Source organism: Clostridia bacterium, from assembly GCA_024653205.1.
In the GTDB taxonomy this organism is placed as follows: Bacteria; Bacillota; DSM-521; order Neomoorellales; family SLTJ01; genus JANLFO01.
The window spans coordinates 42,705-64,205 of record JANLFO010000001.1 but is presented as its reverse complement, the minus strand read 5'-3'; the positions used below and the strand labels follow the sequence as shown (position 1 = coordinate 64,205).

Here is a 21,501-nt window from a genome sequence, read left to right as displayed (position 1 = left end):
ACCCTCAGTTTGCCTTGCCGGCAGTCCCGGTTCTTCGCTGTACCGGCCGTCCCCGGCCGAACCCCGTTTGCAGGTGTTCGGCGTCCGGCAGGCTTCAGGTACTCGCTGAAACCGGAACTGCCGGCAGGAGCCGGGGAATAAGCTACGTCCTCTCACTCTTCAGCAGGGCGCCGTGCTCGTGCCTCAGCGCCGCCTGGGCCGCGGCCAGGCGCGCAATCGGCACCCGGAAGGGCGAGCAGCTCACGTAGTCCAGCCCCAGCAGGTGGCAGAACTCGATGGAGCTGGGTTCGCCCCCGTGCTCGCCGCAGATGCCGATCAACAGGTCCGGCCGGGTGCGGCGGCCCTGCTCTACCGCCATCTGCATCAGCTTGCCCACGCCCTGGCGGTCCAGCACCGCAAACGGGTTGGCGGGCAGGATTTTCTCTTCCAGGTACTTGGGAAGGAACTTGCCCTCGGCATCGTCGCGGCTGAAGCCCAGGGTGGTCTGGGTGAGGTCGTTGGTGCCGAAGGAGAAGAAGGCCGCCTCCCGGGCGATGGCGTCCGCGGTGGCGCAGGCCCGCGGCACCTCGATCATGGTGCCCACGCTGTACTCGAACTCCACCCCGCTCTGGGCCTTGACCTCGGCGGCAATCTCGTCCACCAGCCGGCGCAGCCGGGCCAGCTCCTCCACAAAGCCCACCAGCGGGATCTCCACCTCCGGGTAGACCTTATAGCCCTCCTTGACCAGCTGCACCACCGCGCCGAAGATGGCCCGCACCTGCATGGCGTACACGTCCGGGAAGGTGATGCCCAGCCGGCAGCCGCGGTGACCCAGCATGGGGTTGAATTCGGCCAGGGCCTGCACCTGCTTCAGGAGTCCTTCCTTGGCCCGGATCTCCTCCGGACTGCCGCCGGTGAGCTTCAGCCGCGTGATTTCTATGGCCAGTTCTCCGGCGTTAGGCAGGAACTCGTGCAGGGGCGGGTCGAGCAGGCGGATGGTGACCGGGTAGCCGGCCATGGCCTTGAGAATGCCGTAGAAGTCGCCCTGCTGCATGGGCAAAAGCTTGTCCAGCGCCAGCTTGCGCGCTTCCGGCGTGGCCGCCAGTATCATCTGCTGCACGATGGGCAGGCGGTCCTGGGCCATGAACATGTGCTCCGTCCGGCAGAGGCCCACCCCGGCGGCGCCGAAGGCCCGGGCCCGCGCCGCGTCTTCGGGCGTGTCGGCGTTGGCCCGGACTCCCAGGCGCTTCACCTCGTCCGCCCAGGTCAGGAGGGTGGCGAACTCGTCGCCCAGTTCGGGCTCCACCACCGGCACCTCGCCCAGCATCACCCGGCCGGTGGCGCCGTCGATGGAAATCACGTCGCCCTCCTTCACCACCAGGCCGTCCACCCGGAACTCTTTGGCCTCGTAGTCGATCTTGAGGGCCTCGCAGCCGCACACGCAGGGCTTGCCCATGCCCCGGGCCACCACCGCGGCGTGGCTGGTCATGCCGCCCCGGCTGGTGAGCACGCCCTGGGCGGGCACGATGCCGTGGATGTCGTCCGGCGTGGTCTCGGTGCGCACCAGGATGACCTTGTGGCCCTCCTTCCCCAGCCGCTCGGCCTCGTCGGCGTCGAACACCACCCTGCCGGAGGCCGCTCCCGGCGAGGCGGGAAGCCCGGTGGCGATGGCCTTTACCTCGGCCTTGGGGTCGATGCGGCGGTGCAGCAACTGCGTGAGCTGCTCCGGCTCCACCCGCAGCAGGGCCTCTTCCCTGGTGATGAGGCCTTCCTTCACCATGTCCACGGCAATCTTGACCGCCGCCCGGGCGGTGCGCTTGCCGGTGCGGGTCTGGAGCATGTAGAGCTTGCCTCTTTCCACGGTGAACTCCATGTCCTGCATTTCCCGGTAGTGCTGCTCCAGCCGCCCGCTTATGTCCAGGAACTGCCGGTAGATTTCCGGCATGTCCTTCTCCAGTTCGGCCAGGGGCTTGGGGGTGCGGATGCCGGCCACCACGTCCTCGCCCTGGGCGTTGATCAGGTACTCGCCGTATATCTTCTTTTCCCCGGTGGAGGGGTCGCGGCTGAAGGCCACGCCGGTGCCGGAGTCCGGCCCCAGGTTGCCGAAGACCATGGTCTGCACGTTCACCGCCGTGCCCAGATCGTCGGGAATCTTGTTGAGCCGGCGGTAGACCACGGCCCGCTGGTTGTTCCAAGAGTTGAACACCGCCTCGATGGCCAGCTCCAGCTGCCGGGTGGGGTCCTGGGGGAAGTCGCGGCCGGCCCGGGTGCGGATCAGCTGCTGGTAGGCGGTGATGACCCGGCGCAGCGCCGGCGGGGTAAGCTCGTGGTCGAACTTCACCCCCTCTTCCTCCTTGACCCGCTCCAGCTCCCGCTCGAAGGCGGCGTGCTCCACCCCCATGACCACGTCTCCGAACATCTGCAGGAAGCGGCGGTAGCAGTCCAGGGCAAAGCGCTCGTCGCCGGTGGCCTTTACCAGGCCCTCTACCGTGGCGTCGTTCAGACCCAGGTTGAGGATGGTGTCCATCATGCCGGGCATGGAGACCGGGGCTCCGGAACGCACGGACAGCAGGAGCGGGTTGGCGGGATCGCCGAACTTCTTGCCTGCGGCCGCTTCCACCTCGGCCAGCTTATCCCGCACCTGGTCCATGAGTCCGGGCGGGAGTTCCTGCCCCCGGCGCACGTATTCCCGGCAGGCCTCGGTGGTGATGACCAGCCCCGGGGGTACGGGCAGACCGATCTTGGTCATCTCCGCCAGGTTGGCTCCCTTTCCCCCCAGTAGATCGCGCATGCGGGCGTCGCCTTCGTGGAACAGGTACACGTATTTAGCCGACATGCCTCTGCCCCCTACGATAGATTTCCATGATCCGGCCGGCGGTTTCCTCCACCGCCCGGTTGGTGACGTCGATTACCGGGCAACCCAGGCGCTCCATAAGGCCGTGGGCGTAGTCCAGTTCCCGGCGGATGCGGTCCAGGCTGGCGTAGCCGGCGTCCGCCCCCAGGCCCAGGCTCTTGAGCCGCTCCTGGCGGATTTGATAGAGCTGGTAGGGATCGATGGTGAGGCCCACGATCCGGTGGCGGGGCAAGGCCCACAGCTCCTCGCAGGGGGTGACTTCCGGAACCAGCGGGAGGTTGGCCGCCTTGAGGCGCTTGTGGGCCAGGTACATGCACACCGGAGTTTTTGAAGTGCGGGAAACGCCTATCAACACCACGTCGGCAAAGAGCAGGCCCCGAGGGTCCTTGCCGTCGTCGTAGCGCACGGCGAATTCGATGGCCTCCATTTTGCCGAAGTATTCCTCGTCCAGCCTCCGCAGCAGGCCCGGCTCCAGCCGGGGATTGAGGCCCGCGGCCCGGGCCAGGGCCTCGATGACCGGCCCCAGCACGTCTACCGCCGGGATTCCCCGCTCCTCGGCCAGCTCCACCAGCCGCCGCTTGAGCCTTTCCACCACCAGGGTATAGGCGATGATGCTGGGCCGGGCCCGCGCCGCCTCGGACACCACCGCTTCCAGCTGCCCTTCTTCGGCCACGTAGGGTATGCGCCGGATCTCCACCCGGCCGGAATCGAACTGGCTGGCCGCCGCCCGGGCCACGTACTCGGCCGTTTCTCCCAGGGAATCGGACACCACAAAAACGGTCGGCAACCGTCCCAGGGCTACACCTCCTCTCCCAATTCCACAAAGAGACGGGTGATGCTGGTCTTGGTGATGCGGCCGACCACTTCCAGCCCCAGTTCCTGCCCCTCGGGACCGAGCAGGGGCCTGACCACGGGCAGCGCGTCCACCTCGTGCTCTACCATCTTCTTGGCCGCCGCGCATACGCTTTCTTCGGGCGTGGTGGTAATCAGGTGGGGGCGGCGGGTCATGAGCACGCTGACCGGCAGGCGCTGCACGTCCGAGCCTCCCAGGGTGGCGCGCAGCAGGTCCTTGCGGCTCACCACCCCCTCCAGCAGGCCCCCGGAGCCTACCACGAAAAGCGTGCCCACGTCCTCCAGGAACATGGTCACCGCCGCGTCGTAAACGCTGGTCTCCTCCGTAACCACCACCGGCACGGACTTGATGTCGCCCACGCGGTAGCGCCGGAGCGCGTCCGCCAGCAGGGAGCGGCCGCTGTAGTAATAGCCGACCTTGGGCCGGGCGCCCAGGATTCCCGCCATGGTGAGCACGGCCAGGTCCGGCCGCAGGGCGGCGCGGGTCACCCGGAGTTCGCGGGCGATCTCCTCACTGGTCATGGGCCCGGAGATCCGGACCAGCTCCACGATCTTGGCCTGGCGCTGACTGAGCTGAATGGCCGCTCACCACCCCGTTCCCAAACTCTCAAGCCGCGGGCTAGGGCGCCTGAACCTGGGACAGGTCGGCGATTTGACCCACGCAGGCCACTATTTCCTGCAGCAGCGCCAGCCGGTTGGCCCGCAGGTCCGGCTCCTCGGCCATGACCAGCACCTGGTCGAAGAAGGCAGCCAGCGGCTTCTCCAGGCGGGAAAGGGCGGTCAGCGCCGACCGGTAGTCCTCGGCGGAAAGATGCCGGGCCACCTCTTCCCGGACCCGCTCCAGGGCGGCAAAGAGCCCGGCCTCCGCCGGCTGGCGGAAGAGCTCCGGCCTCACCTGCCCGCCGATACCGTTCTTGGAAAGGTTGCGCGCCCGGGTGTAGGTGGTGACGAGAGCCTCCAGGGCCGGCTGGCCGACCAGTTCCTGCAGGGCCTGCGCCCGGCGCGCCGCCCCGGCCGGCCAGTCCCAGCCCGCTCCCAGCACGGCGTTGACCACATCATAGCGTATGCCCCGCTCTTCCAGGATATTCGCCAGCCGCTGCCGGCAAAAGCCCGTGAGCCCGGCCTCCACCTCGTCCAGCGGGTGCTCGGCCCGGCCCGCCGCCTGGTACTGGCCGTAGGCCTGGAGGACCAGCTCCCGCCAGGAAAGCCTCAGCCCCCGGTCCACCAGCAGCAGGCAGAGGCCGTAGGCCTGCCGGCGCAGCCCGTAGGGGTCCTGCGAGCCGGTAGGGGTGATGCCCAGGCTCCAGTACCCTACCAGGGTGTCCAGCCGGTCGGCCAGGCTGAGCAGCAGCCCCACGGGGCTTTCCGGCAGGCGGTCGCCGGCAAAGCGCGGCAGGTGGTGCTCCCTTATGGCGGCGGCCACCGCCGCGGGCTCGCCCTGGCGCTCGGCGTAGTGACCGCCCATGGTGCCGGCCAGTTCGGGGAACTCGTACACCAGGTTGGTGGTGAGGTCGGCCTTGGCCAGGTAGGCGGCCCGCACCGCCGCCCGGCGCAGGTCCTCCTCCAGCCCCAGCCGTTCGGCCAGCCACCCCGCCAGGTACTGCAGCCGCAGGGTCTTGTCGTACATGCTGCCCAGCTTTTCCTGGAAGATTATCTCCTTGAGCCGCTCGGTACGCGCGGCCAGCGGCGTCTTCAAGTCTTCATTGTAAAAGAAGGTGGCGTCCACCAGGCGGGCCTGCAGCACCCGCTCGTAGCCCGCCCGCACCGCCTCCTCTCCCTTGGTGCCGCCGTCGCGCACCCCCACGAAGTGGGGCAGGAGCCGGCCGTCCGGCCCCCGCACGGGGAAGAAGCGCTGGTGCTCGGCCATGACCGTGGTGAGCACTTCTTCGGGCAGTTCCAGGTGCTGCCGGTCAAAGGAGCCCAGGACGGCGGTGGGGTGCTCGACCAGGTGGGTCACTTCCTCCAGCAGCCGCTCCGAGAGCATGGCGGTCCCGTTCACCGCGGCCGCCGCTTCCTGCACGCCCCGCGCCACCCGCCCGCGCCGCTCCTCCTGGTCCACGATTACCCCGGCGCCGGACAGCACTTCCCGGTAGCGGGCCGCCTCGGGGATTTCCACCGGGCCCGGGCAAAGAAACCGGTGTCCCCGAGAGCACCGACCGCTGGCCACCCCGGCCAGGGAGAAAGAAACCGCGTCCTCTCCGTAAAGGGCCACCAGCCAGCGGATGGGACGGATGAACCTCAGGCTCTGCCCGCCCCAGCGCATGGTCTTGGGGAAGTGAAGCTCGGCGAGCAACCGGGGCAGAACCTCGGCCAGCACTTCCGCGGCCGGGCGCCCCGCCACCCGCCTGACGGCGTAGACGTAGCCCTCGCGGACGACCAGCTCCGCCACTTCCACCCCCTGGGAGCGGGCGAAGCCCAGCGCCGCCCTGGTGGGCGCTCCCGAGGCGTCGAACGCCACCGCCGCCGAAGGCCCCCGCACCTGCTGTACCAGGTCTTCCTGCCGCTCGGCCAGGCCCTCCACCAGGGCGGCCAGGCGCCGGGGCGCCACGTAACCCCGGATCCGCTCGAAGCGGAGCCGTTCCTCGGCGAGACGGGTCTCCAGCGCCCGCACCAGCTCCGTCCGGGCCTCTTCCATGCTGCCGGCGGGCATCTCCTCCGTGCCTATCTCCAAGAGAAAGTCGCGACTCAACCCCGTTACCTCCCCGCCCGGGCTGCGGACTCGCCGGTGGTCTCCAGCCCCAGCCTCTGCCTTTCCGCCGGGTCCTTCAGCAGCGGATAGCCCAGCCGCCGCCGCTGCTCCAGATACGCCTCGGCGCACAGCCGGGCCAGGTGCCTCACCCGGGCCATGAAGCCGGTGCGCTGGCTGACGCTGAAGGCACCCCGGGCGTCCAAGAGGTTAAAGGTGTGCGAGCACTTGAGCACGTAGTCGTAGGCCGGCTGCACCAGCCCGCGCCGAATGACCCGGCGCGCCTCCTTCTCGTAGAGCTCGAAAAGCTCCAGCAGCAGGGGTACGTCTGCCTCTTGAAAGTTGTAGTAGGAGTAGTCTACTTCTGACTGGTGGTGCACGTCGCCGTAGGTGATGCCCGGCGCCCACTCGATGTCGAAAACGCTCTCCTTGCCCTGCAGGTACATGGCCAGCCGCTCCAGCCCGTAGGTGATCTCGGTGGAGACCGGCTGGCAGTCGAAGCCGCCGCACTGCTGGAAGTAGGTGAACTGGGTGATCTCCATCCCGTCCAGCCACACTTCCCAGCCCAGGCCCCAGGCTCCCAGGGTGGGCGATTCCCAGTTGTCTTCCACGAAGCGCACGTCGTGGGCGGTAAGATCCAGGCCCAGGTGGGACAGGCTGGCCAGGTAGAGTTCCTGGACGTCGTCCGGGGAAGGCTTGAGGATCACCTGGTACTGGTAGTAGTGCTGCAGGCGGTTGGGATTCTCGCCGTAGCGGCCGTCGGTGGGCCGGCGGGAGGGCTCCACGTAGCCTACCCGCCAGGGCTCCGGTCCCAGCACCCGCAGGAAGGTGGCCGGGTGCATGGTTCCCGCTCCTTTTTCCAGGTCGTAGGGCTGCTGGATCACGCAGCCCTGTTGGCTCCAGTAGGCGTTGAGCGCCGCGATAAGGTCCTGAAAGTACACGCTGTCCCCCTCCACGGCGCTATAGTAGCACTTGCCGGCGGATGGGTCAAGATTCGGCCCGGCCGGACGTTTCCCCAGTTTGCCCTGGGCGCTCCCCAAAACTTGCGTTCGGCCTGCGGCACCTTCGAGCTGAGAGCCCCGGCTGGCCTCAGCAAGGCCGTGGTGTTTGTTGCTACCCTGCTTGCTACCGGGGGAAAGTTCTTCTGAGCTGCGACAAGAACTCGGCCGGCCGCACTATGTCTACACCGCGATAATGCCTCAGCTCTAGCAAGTGCTCGTCGCCGCTCACAACATACGCCGCCCTGGCCTCCAGAGCCGCGGCCAAAAACTTTTCGTCTTCGGGGTCGGCGCATGCCCCACTAACGTCGAGGCCGCCGGACACCAGCGTGGCGAAACGCCTCAGGCCCACAAGGTATTTTTCTGCCGCCTCCCTGTCTGCCTGCTCGTAATAGCGCCTTATTTTGTCCCTCCGAAGAACCTCGGCAGCCTCAGCCAGAATGGCCGGGGAAACGACCAGCTCGAACTCCTTGCGGCGCCAGGCCGTAATCAGAAGGCCCGGCGGCCCGGAGGGGCTGATCAGGCCGGACACCAAAACGTTGGTATCAAACACCGCCCTGAGTTTGCCCGCACTTCCTGACCTCTCGGACCGCCTCGGCAACGTCGCGCGTAACCTCCTCCGGGTCAACCTGCCGGTTGGCCTCCCATACTTTCTCGACTAGCTTGAAAAACTCCTCGCGTTCCCGTTCCCACTTCTCATATTCGCTGACCGGAACGATGGCGGCCATCGGTCTGCCGCGCCGAGCAATGATGAACTCCTTGCCGGTGTAGTAGGCTTCTTCGATAATCTGCCCCAGCCGGTCTCTAACTTCGATGGGGCTAAGCACTTCTTTCAACTCCTAGCCCTCCCTTTCTTGGGTAGTAGACCAACTAAGTATATATTAGCATAATGGGGAACTTGGGTAAACCGTACAAGGTGACGGGCCGTTCGCGTGTTGCCCCCGGGTCTGACTTAGTCTAGTCTCTAGAAGTGAGGTTGCCCATGGACGCGAGAGGGTGAGTACGGTTAGGGTCCGAGGAGGTTAGGTAAGGTGCCCGGCTGCGTGGCCACGGGGAGGACGCCTGAGGAGGCCAGACAGCGCATGGAGGAAGCCATAGCTATGCACGTCCGGGGCCTTATAGAGGACGGCCTGCCGGTGCCGGAGCCCGGCGCGGTCGCGGAATACGTGCAGGTGCTGGAGCAGGGGGAGAGTTACTAGGCCGCCGGCGGACACCGGGGGCCCTTTCATGGAAAAACTCCTAGAGAAAAAGAAATTGCCCTCCTGTTGCTGGAGGGCCTAAGCAACCAAAGTACCCAAGACCGCGGGCTCGCGAGGCGCTAGTCGGAGCGGGGCGGGCGCTCCACTTCCAGCCGGTAGTCGTTGGCCAGGGCCGCTACCGCTCCCAGGGCGCCGGCCACGGCCAGGGGGGCGCTGAAGAGCATGGCGGCCAGCCCGGCCATACCCACCGTGGCCGGAAACTCCAGCACCGTCTCGTCGCCCTTTTTGAGCTTCACCCGGGTGAGGTTCCCGTGAGACAGCCAGCCCCGGGCCCTCTCCAGCATCTCCCGGCCGCAGGCTTCAAGCCGGACCGACAGGCGGCCCTGCTTCTCCTCCAGGTCGACCAGAGCGGCCACCAGGTCGCCGTTATGGGCGTCCAGGGCCTGCTTGGCCTCCCGGTAGCTCACGCCCAGACGACTGCGGAGCACCTCGATCTTCTCGAGCTCCTCCATGACGTCACCCCCTAATTCAATCCCTCCAGAAAGGCCACGGACTTCAAAGGCCGATCCAAATGCCGCTCAAGCCAGTAGCGCAGCACCAGGGACATCTCGCTCCAGGTCTGGGGCTCAAGCTCCAGGCGTCCCACGGCCTGGGGACGGGCCCGGAACAGAAACTGCAGCGCGCCCAGGGTGCGCCGATCCACTTCCGGACCCGGCACGCCGGACCCGCACCGCTCGCAGAACACGCCCTCCGATCCTATCCGCAGCCGGGACCCCTCCGGCCGCCGACCGCAGGAGCGGCAGGTCGTGAGTTCCGGGAGACAGCCCAACAGGCCGAGCAGGCGGAGCTCGAAGAACCGGGCCGCGGCTTCGGGCCGCCGGGCTTCCAGGAGGGCCAGGGCGGCCAGGAACAGCGCGTAGGCGTCGCGGCTTTCCGTCCCCTCCGGTGTTGTGGCCATCACCAGTTCCGCCAGGTAGTTGGCGTGCGCCCAGCGCAGAAGCTCCGCGTGCAGGCGGGGATAGGCTTCCTCCAGTTCGCTCTGAATGACCGTGTCCAGAGCCCGGCCGGCGTAGAGCAGGAAACGCGCCCGGGTGAGGGGCTGTACTCCACCCCGCAGCCGGCTCTTGGGCCGGCGTACGCCCTTGGCCAGAGCCCTGACCCGGCCGCGATGGGGAGAAAACAGAACCAGAAGCGCGTCGGCCTCTCGGTAAGGGGCGCTGTGCAGAACTACGGCCGAAGTCTTGTAGAGGCCCATTCACTCCTCCCGTCCCATCTCCAGGCCTCCGACCGCCTCTACTCCGGTGCTCTCACCGCGGTCCGTCTTCTCCAGCTCCTTGTATAGAAGGTAGAAGTTGACCTGACCCGTAGCGACGAAAAGCTTCCACGCGGCCTCCCGGCAATTCACCAGCGCCACCCTTTCCCCGGAAGATACCCCACTGCTAGCGTAGCCGCAAAACCCGGTCTTCATACCGGCTCCCCGGTGGTATGGTGCCGGCCGAAGGGAAGGGGAAGGAGTTCTTCCAGTGAGTACACCACCGGCTCGCCCTCGCGGTCGTTCTGCACGATCACCGCCTGGCGGGGACCGAATTCGGCCAGGGCCTGCCGGCAGGCCCCGCAGGGAACGGGAGCCTCGCGGCCGACGGCCACCACCGCTACCGCCGCCACTCCCACCTCTCCGGCCAGAACCGCCTGGGCCAGGGCGCTGCGCTCGGCACAGAGGCTGAGGCCGTAAGAGGCGTTCTCCAGGTTGCAGCCCCGGTAGACGGCGCCCGTGCGACCCAGCACCGCCGCGCCGACGCTGTATCCCGAATAGGGGGCGTAGGCGTACCTGCGGGCCTCCCAGGCGGCCTCCAGCAGCGGCGCGGCCTCAATGCCCTGGGCGGCCAGAAAGGCCCGGGCTTCTTCGCCCCGGCGGCCGGCCGATCCGGATCTCCTGCCCCGCCTGCGTGCCGATCCCAGCCCGGAAAGCACCTCCCGCTCCTTGGCCCGCATCAGCAGCGCCCCCTGCTCCCGGTCGTGGTCGTAGCCCGCCAGGTGGAGGATACCGTGGACCAGCAGCCAGGCGGCCTCCTCTTCCAGCGGCCGGCCCTGCTCGTCCGCCTGCCTCCTGGCGGTGGAAAGCGAGACCGCCACGTCGCCCAGGTAGAGGCCCTCCGCCCTGCCCTCCGGCCAGGGGTCCTCCCTGCCCCGCTCCTCCAGGGCGAAGGCCAGCACGTCCGTGGCTTCGTCGATTCCCCGGTAGGAGCGGTTCATCTCTTTTATCCGCCCGTCGTCTACCAGCGCCACCCCCACCTGCGCTTCCGCCGGCAGACCCAGCGCTTCCAGCGCCCGCTCCCCGGCGCGGGCCAGCCACCGCTCCAACTCCCGACCCACGGCGATTTCATCCTGTTGATTGCTTACGTAAAGCGGCATCGCGGGGCTTTCTCCTTTCCATCTCTTTCAGCACGGATTCGGGGTACTCGATGCGGGAATGGAAGATCCCGCTCAGAGCCCGGGTGAAAGCCTGGGCGATCAAATCCAGCTCCTGGAAGGTAAGCGGGCACTCGTCCAGCTGGCCGTCCTCCAGTTTCTCCTTAATCACCTTGCGCACCAGTCCCTCCAGCCGATTGGGCGAGGGCTTCTGCAGGCTGCGGGCGCCGGCCTCCACGCTGTCGGCCAGCATGATGATGGCCGCTTCCTTGCTGCGCGGCTTGGGCGAGTCGTAGCGGAACGCCTGCTCGCCCGGCGGGTCCTGGCGGCCGTTCTGGGTCGCCTTGTGATAGAAGTAGGTCACCAGGCTGGAGCCGTGGTGCTGGGCGATTACCTCGGTTATGGCCGCCGGGAGCCTCGCCTCCCGCGCCATTTCCAATCCGTCCTTGATGTGGGCGGTAATTATCAGGGTGCTGAGGTGAGGAGTGAGCTTGTCGTGAGGGTTTTCGTTGCCGAATTGATTCTCGATGAAGAAGTAAGGCCGGCGCAGCTTGCCGATATCGTGATAGTAGCCGGCCACGCGGGCCAGGAGGGCATCGGCGCCCAAGGCGTCGGCCGCTACCTCCGCCAGGTTGGCCACCATAAGACTGTGGTGATAAGTCCCCGGCGCCTCCAGCAGGAGACGCCGCAAGAGCGGCTGGTTGGGATTGGCCAGCTCCAGGAGCTTCACCGGAGTGGTGAGGCCGAAGGCGCCCTCGAAGAAGGGCAGGGAGCCGATGGTGAGAACCGTTGACAGCACGCCGTTGGCCAGGCCCAGCAGGGAACCGATGGCCACCGCCGAACCGGAATCGCCCCGTAGCAGGCCCAGGGCGCAAACGGTCACCAGGTTGGCCAGGATGATGTAGAGGCTGGCCTTGACCAGGTCCGTGCGCTGGCTGAGGTGGGCAACGGCGTAAATGCCGGTAAGGCCCCCCACCACCGCCACGGCCGCCGGAGCCAGGCTGGCGCCGTTCAAGAGCCCCACCATAAGGCTCAGCATGAGGGTGCAGAACACGGCCAGCCAGCTGTCGAGCAGCAGGGCAATGAGCATGGAGCTGGCGGCAGTGGGGATCATGTATCCCACCAGGGACGCGGTCTGGGGATCGCCTCCCAGGTCGATGGCCATAATGCCCCGGCCCAGGCCCACGCCCATGACCAGCAGGATTCCCAGCAGAACCAGACGCGCCTCATGGCGGAAGATCTCCCGCTGGTACGCCCAAAGGTAGAGGGCCAGCAAGACGTACAGCACCCCTACCAGCAGCAGTATGCCGAAGAAGGAAGAGAAGGCAGAAGGTGATCGCAAGAGACCGAGATGCTGCAGGGCTTCAATTTGTCGCTCGGTTACCAGCTCTCCCTTGCCCACGATCTTCTCGCCCGACCGGACCGTCACCTTGACCGGGACCACCCGGGCCTGGGCCTCCTCTATCCTGAGCCGGGTACCCTCCAGGTCGTAGGCCAGGGTGGGGCGCAGTTCCAGCCGCGCCAGGAGGGCCCGGGCCAGGGGTTTCAGCTCCGGCGCCACCTCCAGTTCTCCGGCCTGCTGCACGAGCACCGAGCGAATGGCGTTGAGCCCCTGCTCGTTAACCCCGAGACCCAGGGTCAGGCGCAGGAGTTCCTTGAGCTTCTCTCCCAGAGCCCGGCGGTCCGCCTCCGAAGCCCTCAGTGCCGCCCGGGCCTCTGCCGCGGTAAGCTGGTCGGCCAGGAGCTGCTGCACCCGGAGCGTTCCCTGCTCCGACCCTTGGGCCCGCTCGATTTCGTCCAGCATCTGGTCCAGGTCCTGTTCCATGATCCGGAGAGCCTGGGTGTCAAGCCGGTACAGGGGCGCAACCTGGCGGGCCGCCTCCTCCCGGGCCTGGGCGGTCAGCACCTGGCTCTCGTAGGTCAGGGTCTGGCGGGCCAAGAAGTCCTGGGGGCTGGGCTGGCCCACTTCCAGGCTCTGGTCCGGCGGCAGAGTGTGCCAGCCCACCAGCAGGGAGGAAATGACAAAAAAGACCAGACCCCAAATAAGACATCTGACCGTAAGGCTGGCGGACAGGCGCTGCCAGGCCGTCCGCAGGTATTTGGGCCCGTTGCCGAGCCACTTAATCAAGTCTTTCCCCTCCCTAGCTCGGGGAGCGCTGCGCGTAGGCGTCGATGATCTTCTGTACCAGGCGGTGCCGCACCACGTCCGCCGCCGTGAGGTAGACGAAGGCGATGCCCTCCACCTCCCGCAGGATGTCCTGGGCTTCTACCAGCCCGGAAGGACGTCCCGGGGGCAGATCGATCTGGGTGATGTCGCCGGTGATGACCGCCTTCGATCCCACGCCCAGACGGGTGAGGAACATCTTCATCTGTTCGCCGGTAGTATTCTGCGCCTCGTCCAGGATGATAAAGGCGTCGTCCAGCGTACGGCCCCGCATGTAGGCCAGAGGGGCTATCTCTATGAGGTTGCGTTCCATATATCTCTGGGCGGTGTCCGGGCTCAGGAGGTCGAAGAGGGCGTCGTAGAGGGGGCGCAGGTAAGGGTTTACCTTTTCCTGTAGGTCCCCGGGCAGGAAACCCAGCTTCTCTCCCGCCTCTACCGCCGGCCGGGCCAGGACTATCCGCTCCACCCGGCGGTCCCGCAGCGCCGCCACCGCCATGGTCACCGCCAGGTAGGTCTTGCCCGTTCCGGCCGGGCCGATGGCAAATACCACGTCGTGGGACCTGATGGCCTCCAGGTAGCGATACTGGCCCAGGGTCTTGGGCCGCACCGCCCTGCCCCGGGCGGTAACGTACACCGGTTGGCCCAAAATTTCTGCCAACTCCTCCGGCGCCTCGAGCTCTTCAGCGACGGTCAGCGCGGAATCGATGGTGGCCGGATTGATGATCGTCCCCTGCCGGGCCAGGGCCGACAGGTGCTGCAGCACCCGCTCGGTGCGGGCCACCGCTTCGGGTTCCCCGGTAATGGTCACCTCGTTGCCCCGGGCCACGATCTTGGCCGGGCACCGCTCCGCCAGGTAGCGCAGGTTGGCGTCCTGGCTGCCGAAAAGCAACACCGCTTCCCCGTTACTCCCCACCGTTAAGCGCCGCGTGGCTTGAGCAGCCAAAGCTTAGCCAATACCCCCCGTCTCCTTAGGTTCAGCACCATTATACACCCGCACCCGGGCCTCTGCAACCGAAAGCCCCTGTCCTCGGCCGTCCTGGCCGCATGTCCGAGACGCTGTCGGGCGGCATCGGCCGGGATTGCCGGTATTCGTATTTAGGCTTTATCCCGCCTCCGCCGGGCCAGCACCGCCGAGACGGCATGGCCGGGAGCATCTTCGGCGGCACCGGTCCCCGCCCCGGTTCGGCCAGACGGCCCGGTGGCGGGTTTGGACGGAGCCGCGGGCCGGGGCCGCTCCCTCGCGGGGAGGTCGCCGGCCAGAGAAGGCTTTCCCGCAGCGGCGGGGCCCTGGCCCTGGGCGCGCACCCGGGACCGCATTCGCTCCACCGCCAGCCGGGGCTGCCGCGTCCAGGCCGGGACCGGGCCGGTTTCCCTCGACCCGACCCGCCGGGCAAAGAGGGTACCGCAAGCCCGGCCGACCGCCCGCCGGGCCAGCTCCAGTTCCTCCCGGCCCAGCGTCAGGCGGCGGCCGGCTACGTCCAGGACCCAGACCAGGCAGGCCAGGGCCAGCAGCAGGAGGGAAAGGTCGCGCCGCGCCCGGACCGGTGCCAGATTGGGGGCAAAGGCCGCCGCCGGGTCGGTGAGGATTTCCCCACCCCCGGCCCGGGCCAGCGCCGCCAGGGCATCCGGGTCCGGACCCGTCCGGCGGTACTCCTCCGGATAGGACACCACCACCCCGGTCTGGGCCAGCACCCCCGGCTCCTGCGCGCCGGTCACGGTCACGGTATAGGCCCCCGGCTGCACCTCCACCAGCGCCGCGTACCGGCCGGGACCGGCCGGAGCCAGGTGGATTCTACGGCTGCTACCTTCCGGCCCGGTTACCACCGCCTCCAGGCGCCGCACCTCCTGCCAGCGGCCGGGATCGTCCACCTCGATCCGCAGGGCCGCCTCGCCGGAGGCGGCCTCGGTCACTTCGGCCTGCACCCGGAGGGGACTCGCGTCCACCGCCGGCAGGATCCAGGACAGAACCCGGCCCCACAGCCGGGGGAAGGCCTGACTGTTGGCCCAAGTGGTGCTCCAGCGGCCGCCGGCGTCCGGGGTCCAGGCCACGGCCCGGCCCAGGCCGTACTGCCAGGCGGCCAGCACCGGGTCGCCCCGGTGGGAAACCAGCACCGTCCGGGCCAAATCCTTGGGAGAAACGGTGATGTATCCCTCCAGGGGCGGCACCTCCCCGAGCCCCTGGACGAGCTCGCTCGCGGCCGCCACCCGCGGGTAGAATTCCTCGTTGACGGCGTAGGCCCGGGTGGCCATTACCGTCTCCTTAGTGAAGATGGAGGGAATGCTGGCCGCGTCGGCGGTGGCGTAGAAGCGGCCGCGGCCCAGTTCGGCCAGGGCCTGGAGCATCCCGGCATCGGCTCCCGCGCCCACGGCCACCGTGGACAGGGTGATGCCGTCCGCCCTCATCGCCGCCATCAGGTCCAGATAAGGGCCGCCGCTGGCGGAGATCCCGTCCGTCAGAAGGATGACGTGCTTAACCTGCACCTTGGCCCGGCGCAGGGCTTCGAAAGCTCCGGCCAGGGCCGGGTAGATCTCCGTGCCCCCGTCGGCGTAGAGCCGGCCTATCTGTTCCTTGAGGCTTGCCTTCTCCGTTACCGGCGCCAGAGGCACCAGCCACCAGGGCTGGCTGTCAAAGGCCAGCACCCCGGCCTGGTCCCGGTCGGTCAGCATTTCCACCGCCCGGGCCGCGGCCTCCTTGGCCAGGCCGATCTTCTCCCCGCCCCCGGCCACCTCGGCCATGCTGCCTGATTTGTCAATGACCAGCATCAGGCCCAGGGACGGCATCTCGCCCCGGCCGGAAATCTGCATCTGGACCGGCAGGGCGCGCTCCACCGGCGTACCGGCGTAGCCGCCGGGGCCGAAGGAATCGGGGCCGCCCACCATCACCAGGCCCCCGCCGCCGTCCCGGACGTAAGTTTCTATCGCCGCCATGGTTCTCTCGCCCAGGGCGTAGGCGGGCACGTTGACCAGGAACACGGCCTGGTACCCCGCCAGCCCCAGCGCGTCCTGCGGAACGCCGTCCGCCCCCACCACCTGGATTTCCACTTCTCCGGTAGCCTCCAGGGCCGCTACCAGCGGTCTGGCCTCACCCGGGTTCGGGGCCACCACCAGCACCCGGGGCGGGCCGACTACCTGCTGCACGGCCCCCAGTTCGTTATTGGCAGCGAAGGCATCCTGCCCGGGAGGCGCGGCCAGGGAAACCCGGTAACGGCGCAGCCCCGCCGGACCGACGGCCACTGGGAAGGCAAGATTGTTTTCCCCGGGCTCCAGGCGCACCTCCCAGGAGCCGACCGGCTCGCCGTCCCGCGAGAGATAGAGGGTGACGCTGCCGGCCTGCCGGGAGGAAAGGCACACCTGTACCGTAGTGGTTTCCCCGGTACGGGCTCGGGCCGGGAGGGTAAAGGCTTCCAGGCGGATGTCATCCCGGCCCTCGCGGCCTACCGGCACCACGTCCACTCTGATGCCCTGCCGGTTCAGTTCCCGGGCCACCTGAGGGGCGTCGCCTCCCGTATCCCGCCCGTCGGTGAGGAGAATCACCCGCCGGCGCGCCTCGAGGGGCAGGAGGGCCCGGGCGAGCTCCATGGCCTCGCCCAGGGAGGTGGCGGCGGCGCCGGGATCGGTCTGGACCCGGCGGAAGGAAGGCCCGGTTCCCACCGGTTCTTCCACCAGGGCCTGACGGCCGAAGGCCACCACCCCGGCCAGGGCATCCCTGGGCTTGGTTTCCAGGGCCTGCCGGACCCATTCCTCCGCCGAACTGCGCTCGGAGCCGACGCTGGCCGAGGCATCCAGGGCAAAAATCACCGCCTGGCGGTCCACGGTGGTTACCAGGTGCGGTCCGCTCAAGACGGCCAGAAGCAAGGTGACCAGGAGCAGGCGTAACCCCAGGCGCCACCTTTCCCGCCGCAGGCTTTCCGGCCCGGCCCGGCGGGCGGCTGCCAGCCAGGGCTGCCGCAGGTGATATACGGCCAGGGCCACCAGGGGCCAGGCCAGCCACCACCAGGGATGGTTAAAGCTAACGCCCACGGCCGGCCACCCCCCATTCCACCAGGCTGAGGGCCAGGACGGCGGCCGCCAGGGGAACGGCCAGAGGCCAGGAACGCGGCCCGGGCCCCCGAGAAGTAGCCCCGGCAGTCTTCCCTTCTCCCCCGGTTTCCGGGGGAGGCCGCACGGCCAGGTCTGCCTCCTGCGGGTCGTAGCCGTTGACCGCCACCAGCCGGGAAGCGCGCGTTTCCCCCTCGCCCGGCCCTGTCAGCTTCTGCTCCACCCGGTATATCCCGGGTTCGCCGGCCACCCAAGGGACGGGCGGGAAGGGAGGAGCTAACACCTGCCCGGCCCCGGCCGGTTCCCGTTGCGGTGCCTCCTGCCGCACGGCCACGGTTTCGGCCTGGGGCAGGGGGACAACCGTCACCTCTTCTCCCGGCGCCACCGCCGCCGGCAGGCCCAGGTCGGGGGGCCGGAGCCAGCTTATTAGGTTGTGCACCAGAACCGGGAAGGCGGGCCGCAGGGGCAGGTCGGACAGGGCCAGGTCGAATCCCAGCACCGCTACCGGCCGGCCGCCGACCAGACCGTGGGCGGCCAGGACCTTGCCGCCGGCGGTGATATCCACCGTCCACGTACTGTCCACCTGCAGTTCCTTCGCGGTCGCCACCTGTACCCGCATCAGGTCCACGTGCTGCATTACAGGGGTAGCTTCTGCCTGGAGGGACGCCGGCCGGAACTCTTCCCCCACCCTGAGCCCCGGCATAATTTCGCCCGCCGGCGGGTTTACCAGCAGGACGGCTCCGGGTGGCAGGGGACCGGCCGGGCCGTCAATGACGGTCAGCTCGTAGCCGTAGGGACTCCTTAAGAGGGATGGGTACTGCGCCGGGGACACCCGGTAGACCGCCAGGCCGGGGGCCAGCTCCAGGGCCCGCTCCAGGAAAAGATTGCCCCGGCCGACCAGCAGGACCCTGGCCTCCCTGGTCTCTTCCGGCACGGCCCAGGCCACATCATCCAGGGCCAGGGCATTGGCCCCAGGGGTCTCCACCACCAGGCGGGCGGTCACCCAGGGCGCGGGCGCCACCTCCGGCCAGAGCAGGTGGGTGCTCTCCCCCGGTTCCAGGCGCCAGGTCTGTGGCGGGAGGGGCTGCGGCCCGGCCTCCGGCTCCACCCTGCCTTCCGCCCGCGCCGGCCCGTGGTTCACCACCGCCACCTGCACGGCGAGTTTGTTCCCCACCGGCCGCAGGGTGATGCCCGCCAGGGCCACGTTGCCCCCCTGGCCCCCGACCGGGATGAACTCGACCTCGCCGGGAATTTCCGCGGCGTAGCCGCCGTCGCCCACCAGCACCAGGCGGGCTTGGCCCTGGCCCTCGGCCAGGGCGCGGGCCAGGGAAAAGGCAGGGGCGACATTTCCCCGGAAGGGTGTGGGTTTAAGTTCGCGCAGGGCCTGCTCCACCTTTCCCAGATCCCCGGCCTGCTGCACCACCACCTGCGGCTGCCGGGCAAAGGTGATCAGGGTCAGGGTGGCCCCCCGGTCCAGACCCCGGGCCAGGGAAAGCACCTCGTCTTTGGCCCGCTCGAAGCGGCCGGGGGCTACGTCCGTGGCCTGCATGCTGGCCGAGGCGTCCAGGAGGACGATCAGGCTGGGCGAGGGCCGGCCCAGATAGGCTACCGGCCCGGCAGCTCCCAGGGCCAGGAGGGCGGCGGCCGCGAGTTGCAGCCAGAGCAGCCACTGCTTTTCCAGCCTCTGCCATGGGCGGCTGGCGGAAAGGTTCACCTGGGCCGGACGCCAGAGAAGGGTGCTGGGCACCACCCGCTCCCGGCGCCGGGGCCGGAGGAAGTACATGGCCAGAATGGCCGGAACGCTTAGGCCCAGCCACAGGGCCTGGGGATACAGTAAGTCCAGAACCCCTCACCTGCCTAAAATGGAGGTCGGAGGCAGGAGGTCAGAGGTCAGATATTTGACCTTTCGCTGGAATTTCCCTATACGCCTCTGCTTTTGCTTCGCTTCTCTTTCCGTTTTCTGGGGCGGGCACGGGATTGCTCCCGCGACTGCGAGCCGGTGGACCGGCGTAACACGCACGCCTCGCGCTCCGGCGGACTTCCGGCGGAGGCGCCGTCCGTGGCCTCCGGCCCGCCTCCGGGCTCGCCCTCGCCAAGGTCGGTACCCGGCGAGGTGCCAATGTACTGCCCTGAAAATAGGCCGAGTAGTGCTATTCTCATCCTCTGGTGGTGCCACCTGGGTGGCATGGGCGTCTCAGGGGAGACCCGGTGCCGCCCAAGGCCGAGCCTAGTGCCAGACGATATTCTAGGTGCCCGGCCTGATTACCCCCGCCCGGGGCAGGACGGACAGCATGGTGTCCTCCAGGCTCGTGCCGCTGTCCAGCTCCACGTACCGCGCGCCCCACCGGCCGCAGCAGGCGCGCACCTCCCCCAGGTGCTCCGTCAGACGCTGCCGATAGGCAGCCAGAGCAGCCGGTGTCAGCGATACCTGCATCTTTTCCCCGGTTTCCGCGTCCACCAGGGTCCACTCTCCTTCCCCCTGGGGCTCCCTTTCCCCGGGAGCCAGGACGTGGAGCACGGTAACTTCCCGGGCCCAGGCCGCGGCCCGCCGCAGGAAATCCTCCAGCCCTGACAGGTCCCAAAGGTCAGATATGAGGTAAAGGCTGTGTATCCTGGCCCGAGTGGGACCCACCGCCTCCAGGGCCCCGGCCGGGTCTGCCCTGCCTCCCGGGCGGCATTGCTCCAGGAAGCGCCGCAACCGGGCTAGGCCCTGGCGGCCGCCGGCGGGCGGGAAGAACGCCCCGGCCCGGCTTCCGGATGGGGGGGTGATCACCGCCGCCACGGAGCCGTGGCCGGCCTGGGCGCAAACGCCCAGCCCCAGGGCCAAGCCCAAGGCGTATCGACCCTTATGGGCCACCTCGCCCCAATCCATGGAGGCGCTTAGGTCCAGCACCAGCAGGCTGGTATCCCGCCGGTCGTCGAGGAACTCCCGCACGTACAGCCGCCGCAGGCGGGCATAGGCCTTCCAGTCTATGCGGCGGGGCTCGTCGCCCGGCGTGTATTCCCGGTAGTCGGCGAACTCCACCCCCCCTCCCTTGAGGCGCGAGCGCCACCTGCCGCTGGCCTGGCCGAAAACCGGGCGCCGGTGGACCAGCCGGTAGTTCTCCAGCCGGGCCAGGAGGGCAGGGTCGGGCCAGTTCATAGCCGTTACCGGGATGGGCAAAACGACCACCTCTCAGGGCCTATGGGGTGTATGGCCTGGCGCCCGCGCCTAAGTCCGGCCCCCGGCCGAGCTCTAAAGGTACTCGCCGGGACCAGCAAGGGCGGCGATAACTCAAGATTCATGGCGCCGTGACCGCCAGAACCTCGGCGATAAGTTCGTCCCCGGTAACCCCGGCGGCGGCCGCCTCGTAGCCCAGGAACAGGCGGTGGCGTAAGGCCGGCAGGGCCACCCGGCGGACGTCGTCGTAGCCGGCCTGGGAGCGGCCGGCCCGCAGGGCTTCGGCCCTGGCCCCCAGGATCAGGGCCTGCAGGCCGCGCGGGCTGGCACCGTAGCGCACCAGGTGCCTGACCCGCTCCGGGGCCTCGGGCCGGTCCGGGTGGGTGGCCAGCACCAGGCGCACGGCGTAATCCATCACGTCCTCCACTACGATTACCCGGCGCACCAGTTCCTGCCAGTACCGGATTTCCCCTGGCTTAACCACCGTCTCCGGTTCCGGGACCTCGGCGCCGGTGGTGCGGTCCGCAATGAGGGCCAACTCGTCGGCCGAGGGGAAGGGCACGTGGATCTTGAAAAGGAACCGGTCCAGTTGGGCCTCCGGCAGGGGATAGGTACCCTCCATTTCCAGGGGGTTCTGGGTGGCCAGGACGAAAAACGGCTCCGGCAGGGGGTAGGTGGTCCCGGCCACGGTAACGGTACGCTCCTGCATGGCTTCCAGCAGGGCGCTCTGGGTCTTGGGCGTGGCCCGGTTGATCTCGTCGGCCAGCACCAGGTGGGCGAAGATGGGGCCCGGGGAGAAGCGAAAGCCCCCCTGCCCGCCCCGCTCTTCATACACCTCGGTTCCGGTGATGTCCGCGGGCATCAGGTCCGGGGTGAACTGCAGCCGGCGAAAGGTGAGGCCGGTCACCCCGGCCACCGTGCGCACCAGGGCCGTCTTGCCCAGCCCCGGCACCCCTTCCAGGAGTACGTGCCCGCCGGCCAGCAGGGCCAGGATTACCTGGTGCACCACCTCTTCCTGGCCCACGATGACCCGCCCGATGGCTTGCTCCACCTGGTCCAGGCGGGCGGAAACCGCGGCCAGGGCCTCCTTTACCTCCCCGGCGCTGCCGGCTACCACAGAATGGTTATCGCTCACGCAGTCAGGCCCTCCTTATCCGGCGCG

Annotated in this window: 17 protein-coding genes and 4 pseudogenes; 3 read left to right on the top strand and 18 right to left on the bottom strand. The window is 68.5% G+C overall.

Translation table 11 applies throughout. The features are described 5' to 3' along the window. Nucleotides 1-142: 142 nt before the first annotated feature. From ppdK to NUV99_00300, 7 genes are all read right to left on the bottom strand, one after another. On the bottom strand, nucleotides 143-2,815 hold the full coding sequence (gene ppdK, locus NUV99_00330; protein ID MCR4418601.1) for a pyruvate, phosphate dikinase: 2,673 nt from the start codon (nucleotides 2,813-2,815) through the stop codon (nucleotides 143-145). Further along, entirely contained in the window at nucleotides 2,805-3,629 is an 825-nt protein-coding gene (locus NUV99_00325; protein ID MCR4418600.1) for a kinase/pyrophosphorylase, read from the bottom strand. The genes ppdK and NUV99_00325 overlap by 11 nt, the downstream gene beginning before the upstream one ends. A 2-nt stretch (nucleotides 3,630-3,631) precedes the next feature. Next, nucleotides 3,632-4,264, bottom strand: coding sequence for a helix-turn-helix transcriptional regulator (locus NUV99_00320; GenBank protein ID MCR4418599.1), 633 nt, complete (start codon nucleotides 4,262-4,264; stop codon nucleotides 3,632-3,634). Between the two features lie 40 nt (nucleotides 4,265-4,304). Continuing rightward, nucleotides 4,305-6,374 carry a glycine--tRNA ligase subunit beta gene (gene glyS / locus NUV99_00315; GenBank protein MCR4418598.1) on the bottom strand — a complete coding sequence of 690 codons (2,070 nt, stop codon included), beginning with the start codon at nucleotides 6,372-6,374 and terminating at the stop codon, nucleotides 4,305-4,307. A gap of 5 nt (nucleotides 6,375-6,379) precedes the next feature. Further along, on the bottom strand, nucleotides 6,380-7,312 hold the full coding sequence (glyQ, locus tag NUV99_00310; GenBank protein MCR4418597.1) for a glycine--tRNA ligase subunit alpha: 933 nt from the start codon (nucleotides 7,310-7,312) through the stop codon (nucleotides 6,380-6,382). Between the two features lie 184 nt (nucleotides 7,313-7,496). Further along, a complete protein-coding gene (locus NUV99_00305; protein MCR4418596.1) occupies nucleotides 7,497-7,970 on the bottom strand; it encodes a putative toxin-antitoxin system toxin component, PIN family in 474 nt (157 codons plus the stop codon). After that, a complete protein-coding gene (locus NUV99_00300; GenBank protein ID MCR4418595.1) occupies nucleotides 7,915-8,196 on the bottom strand; it encodes a type II toxin-antitoxin system Phd/YefM family antitoxin in 282 nt (93 codons plus the stop codon). Before NUV99_00300 ends, NUV99_00305 begins: the two co-directional genes overlap by 56 nt. A gap of 204 nt (nucleotides 8,197-8,400) precedes the next feature. Here NUV99_00300 and NUV99_00295 point away from each other — a divergent pair, with 204 nt between their 5' ends. After that, the gene (locus tag NUV99_00295) at nucleotides 8,401-8,568 is read left to right on the top strand and encodes a type II toxin-antitoxin system HicB family antitoxin (protein MCR4418594.1); all 168 of its coding nucleotides are present in this window, start codon (nucleotides 8,401-8,403) and stop codon (nucleotides 8,566-8,568) included. A gap of 119 nt (nucleotides 8,569-8,687) precedes the next feature. Here NUV99_00295 and NUV99_00290 read toward each other — a convergent pair whose 3' ends face one another. From NUV99_00290 to NUV99_00260, 7 genes and pseudogenes are all read right to left on the bottom strand, one after another. Then, on the bottom strand, nucleotides 8,688-9,080 hold the full coding sequence (locus NUV99_00290) for a DUF4342 domain-containing protein (GenBank protein MCR4418593.1): 393 nt from the start codon (nucleotides 9,078-9,080) through the stop codon (nucleotides 8,688-8,690). A gap of 11 nt (nucleotides 9,081-9,091) precedes the next feature. Next, nucleotides 9,092-9,823 carry a DNA repair protein RecO gene (gene recO / locus NUV99_00285; GenBank protein ID MCR4418592.1) on the bottom strand — a complete coding sequence of 244 codons (732 nt, stop codon included), beginning with the start codon at nucleotides 9,821-9,823 and terminating at the stop codon, nucleotides 9,092-9,094. Next, on the bottom strand, nucleotides 9,824-10,036 hold the full coding sequence (locus NUV99_00280) for a YqzL family protein (protein MCR4418591.1): 213 nt from the start codon (nucleotides 10,034-10,036) through the stop codon (nucleotides 9,824-9,826). It lies immediately after the preceding gene. Next, nucleotides 10,033-10,980 (bottom strand): rRNA maturation RNase YbeY, encoded by a 948-nt coding sequence (gene ybeY / locus NUV99_00275; protein ID MCR4418590.1) that lies wholly within the window; start codon nucleotides 10,978-10,980, stop codon nucleotides 10,033-10,035. Before ybeY ends, NUV99_00280 begins: the two co-directional genes overlap by 4 nt. Further along, nucleotides 10,949-13,105, bottom strand: coding sequence for an HDIG domain-containing protein (locus NUV99_00270; GenBank protein ID MCR4418589.1), 2,157 nt, complete (start codon nucleotides 13,103-13,105; stop codon nucleotides 10,949-10,951). The genes ybeY and NUV99_00270 overlap by 32 nt, the downstream gene beginning before the upstream one ends. 13 nt (nucleotides 13,106-13,118) lie before the next feature. Further along, the gene (locus NUV99_00265) at nucleotides 13,119-14,084 is read right to left on the bottom strand and encodes a PhoH family protein (protein ID MCR4418588.1); all 966 of its coding nucleotides are present in this window, start codon (nucleotides 14,082-14,084) and stop codon (nucleotides 13,119-13,121) included. 1,070 nt (nucleotides 14,085-15,154) lie between these two features. Continuing rightward, a pseudogene (locus NUV99_00260) lies at nucleotides 15,155-15,904 on the bottom strand (VWA domain-containing protein). Nucleotides 15,905-16,080: 176 nt separating this feature from the next. On the opposite strand from NUV99_00260, the pseudogene NUV99_00255 reads away from it, so the two are divergent. Then, a pseudogene (locus tag NUV99_00255) lies at nucleotides 16,081-16,272 on the top strand (hypothetical protein). A gap of 394 nt (nucleotides 16,273-16,666) precedes the next feature. Here NUV99_00255 and NUV99_00250 read toward each other — a convergent pair. Then, a pseudogene (locus tag NUV99_00250) lies at nucleotides 16,667-16,939 on the bottom strand (VWA domain-containing protein). Between the two features lie 53 nt (nucleotides 16,940-16,992). Here NUV99_00250 and NUV99_00245 point away from each other — a divergent pair. After that, nucleotides 16,993-17,140: pseudogene (locus NUV99_00245) on the top strand (response regulator). A 10-nt stretch (nucleotides 17,141-17,150) separates the two neighbouring features. Here NUV99_00245 and NUV99_00240 read toward each other — a convergent pair. The 3 genes from NUV99_00240 to NUV99_00230 form a co-directional block, all read right to left on the bottom strand. Next, on the bottom strand, nucleotides 17,151-19,013 hold the full coding sequence (locus NUV99_00240) for a VWA domain-containing protein (protein MCR4418587.1): 1,863 nt from the start codon (nucleotides 19,011-19,013) through the stop codon (nucleotides 17,151-17,153). 411 nt (nucleotides 19,014-19,424) lie between these two features. Beyond that, nucleotides 19,425-20,342, bottom strand: coding sequence for a DUF58 domain-containing protein (locus NUV99_00235; GenBank protein MCR4418586.1), 918 nt, complete (start codon nucleotides 20,340-20,342; stop codon nucleotides 19,425-19,427). Between the two features lie 118 nt (nucleotides 20,343-20,460). Continuing rightward, a complete protein-coding gene (locus tag NUV99_00230) occupies nucleotides 20,461-21,420 on the bottom strand; it encodes a MoxR family ATPase (GenBank protein ID MCR4418585.1) in 960 nt (319 codons plus the stop codon). Nucleotides 21,421-21,501: the final 81 nt, after the last annotated feature.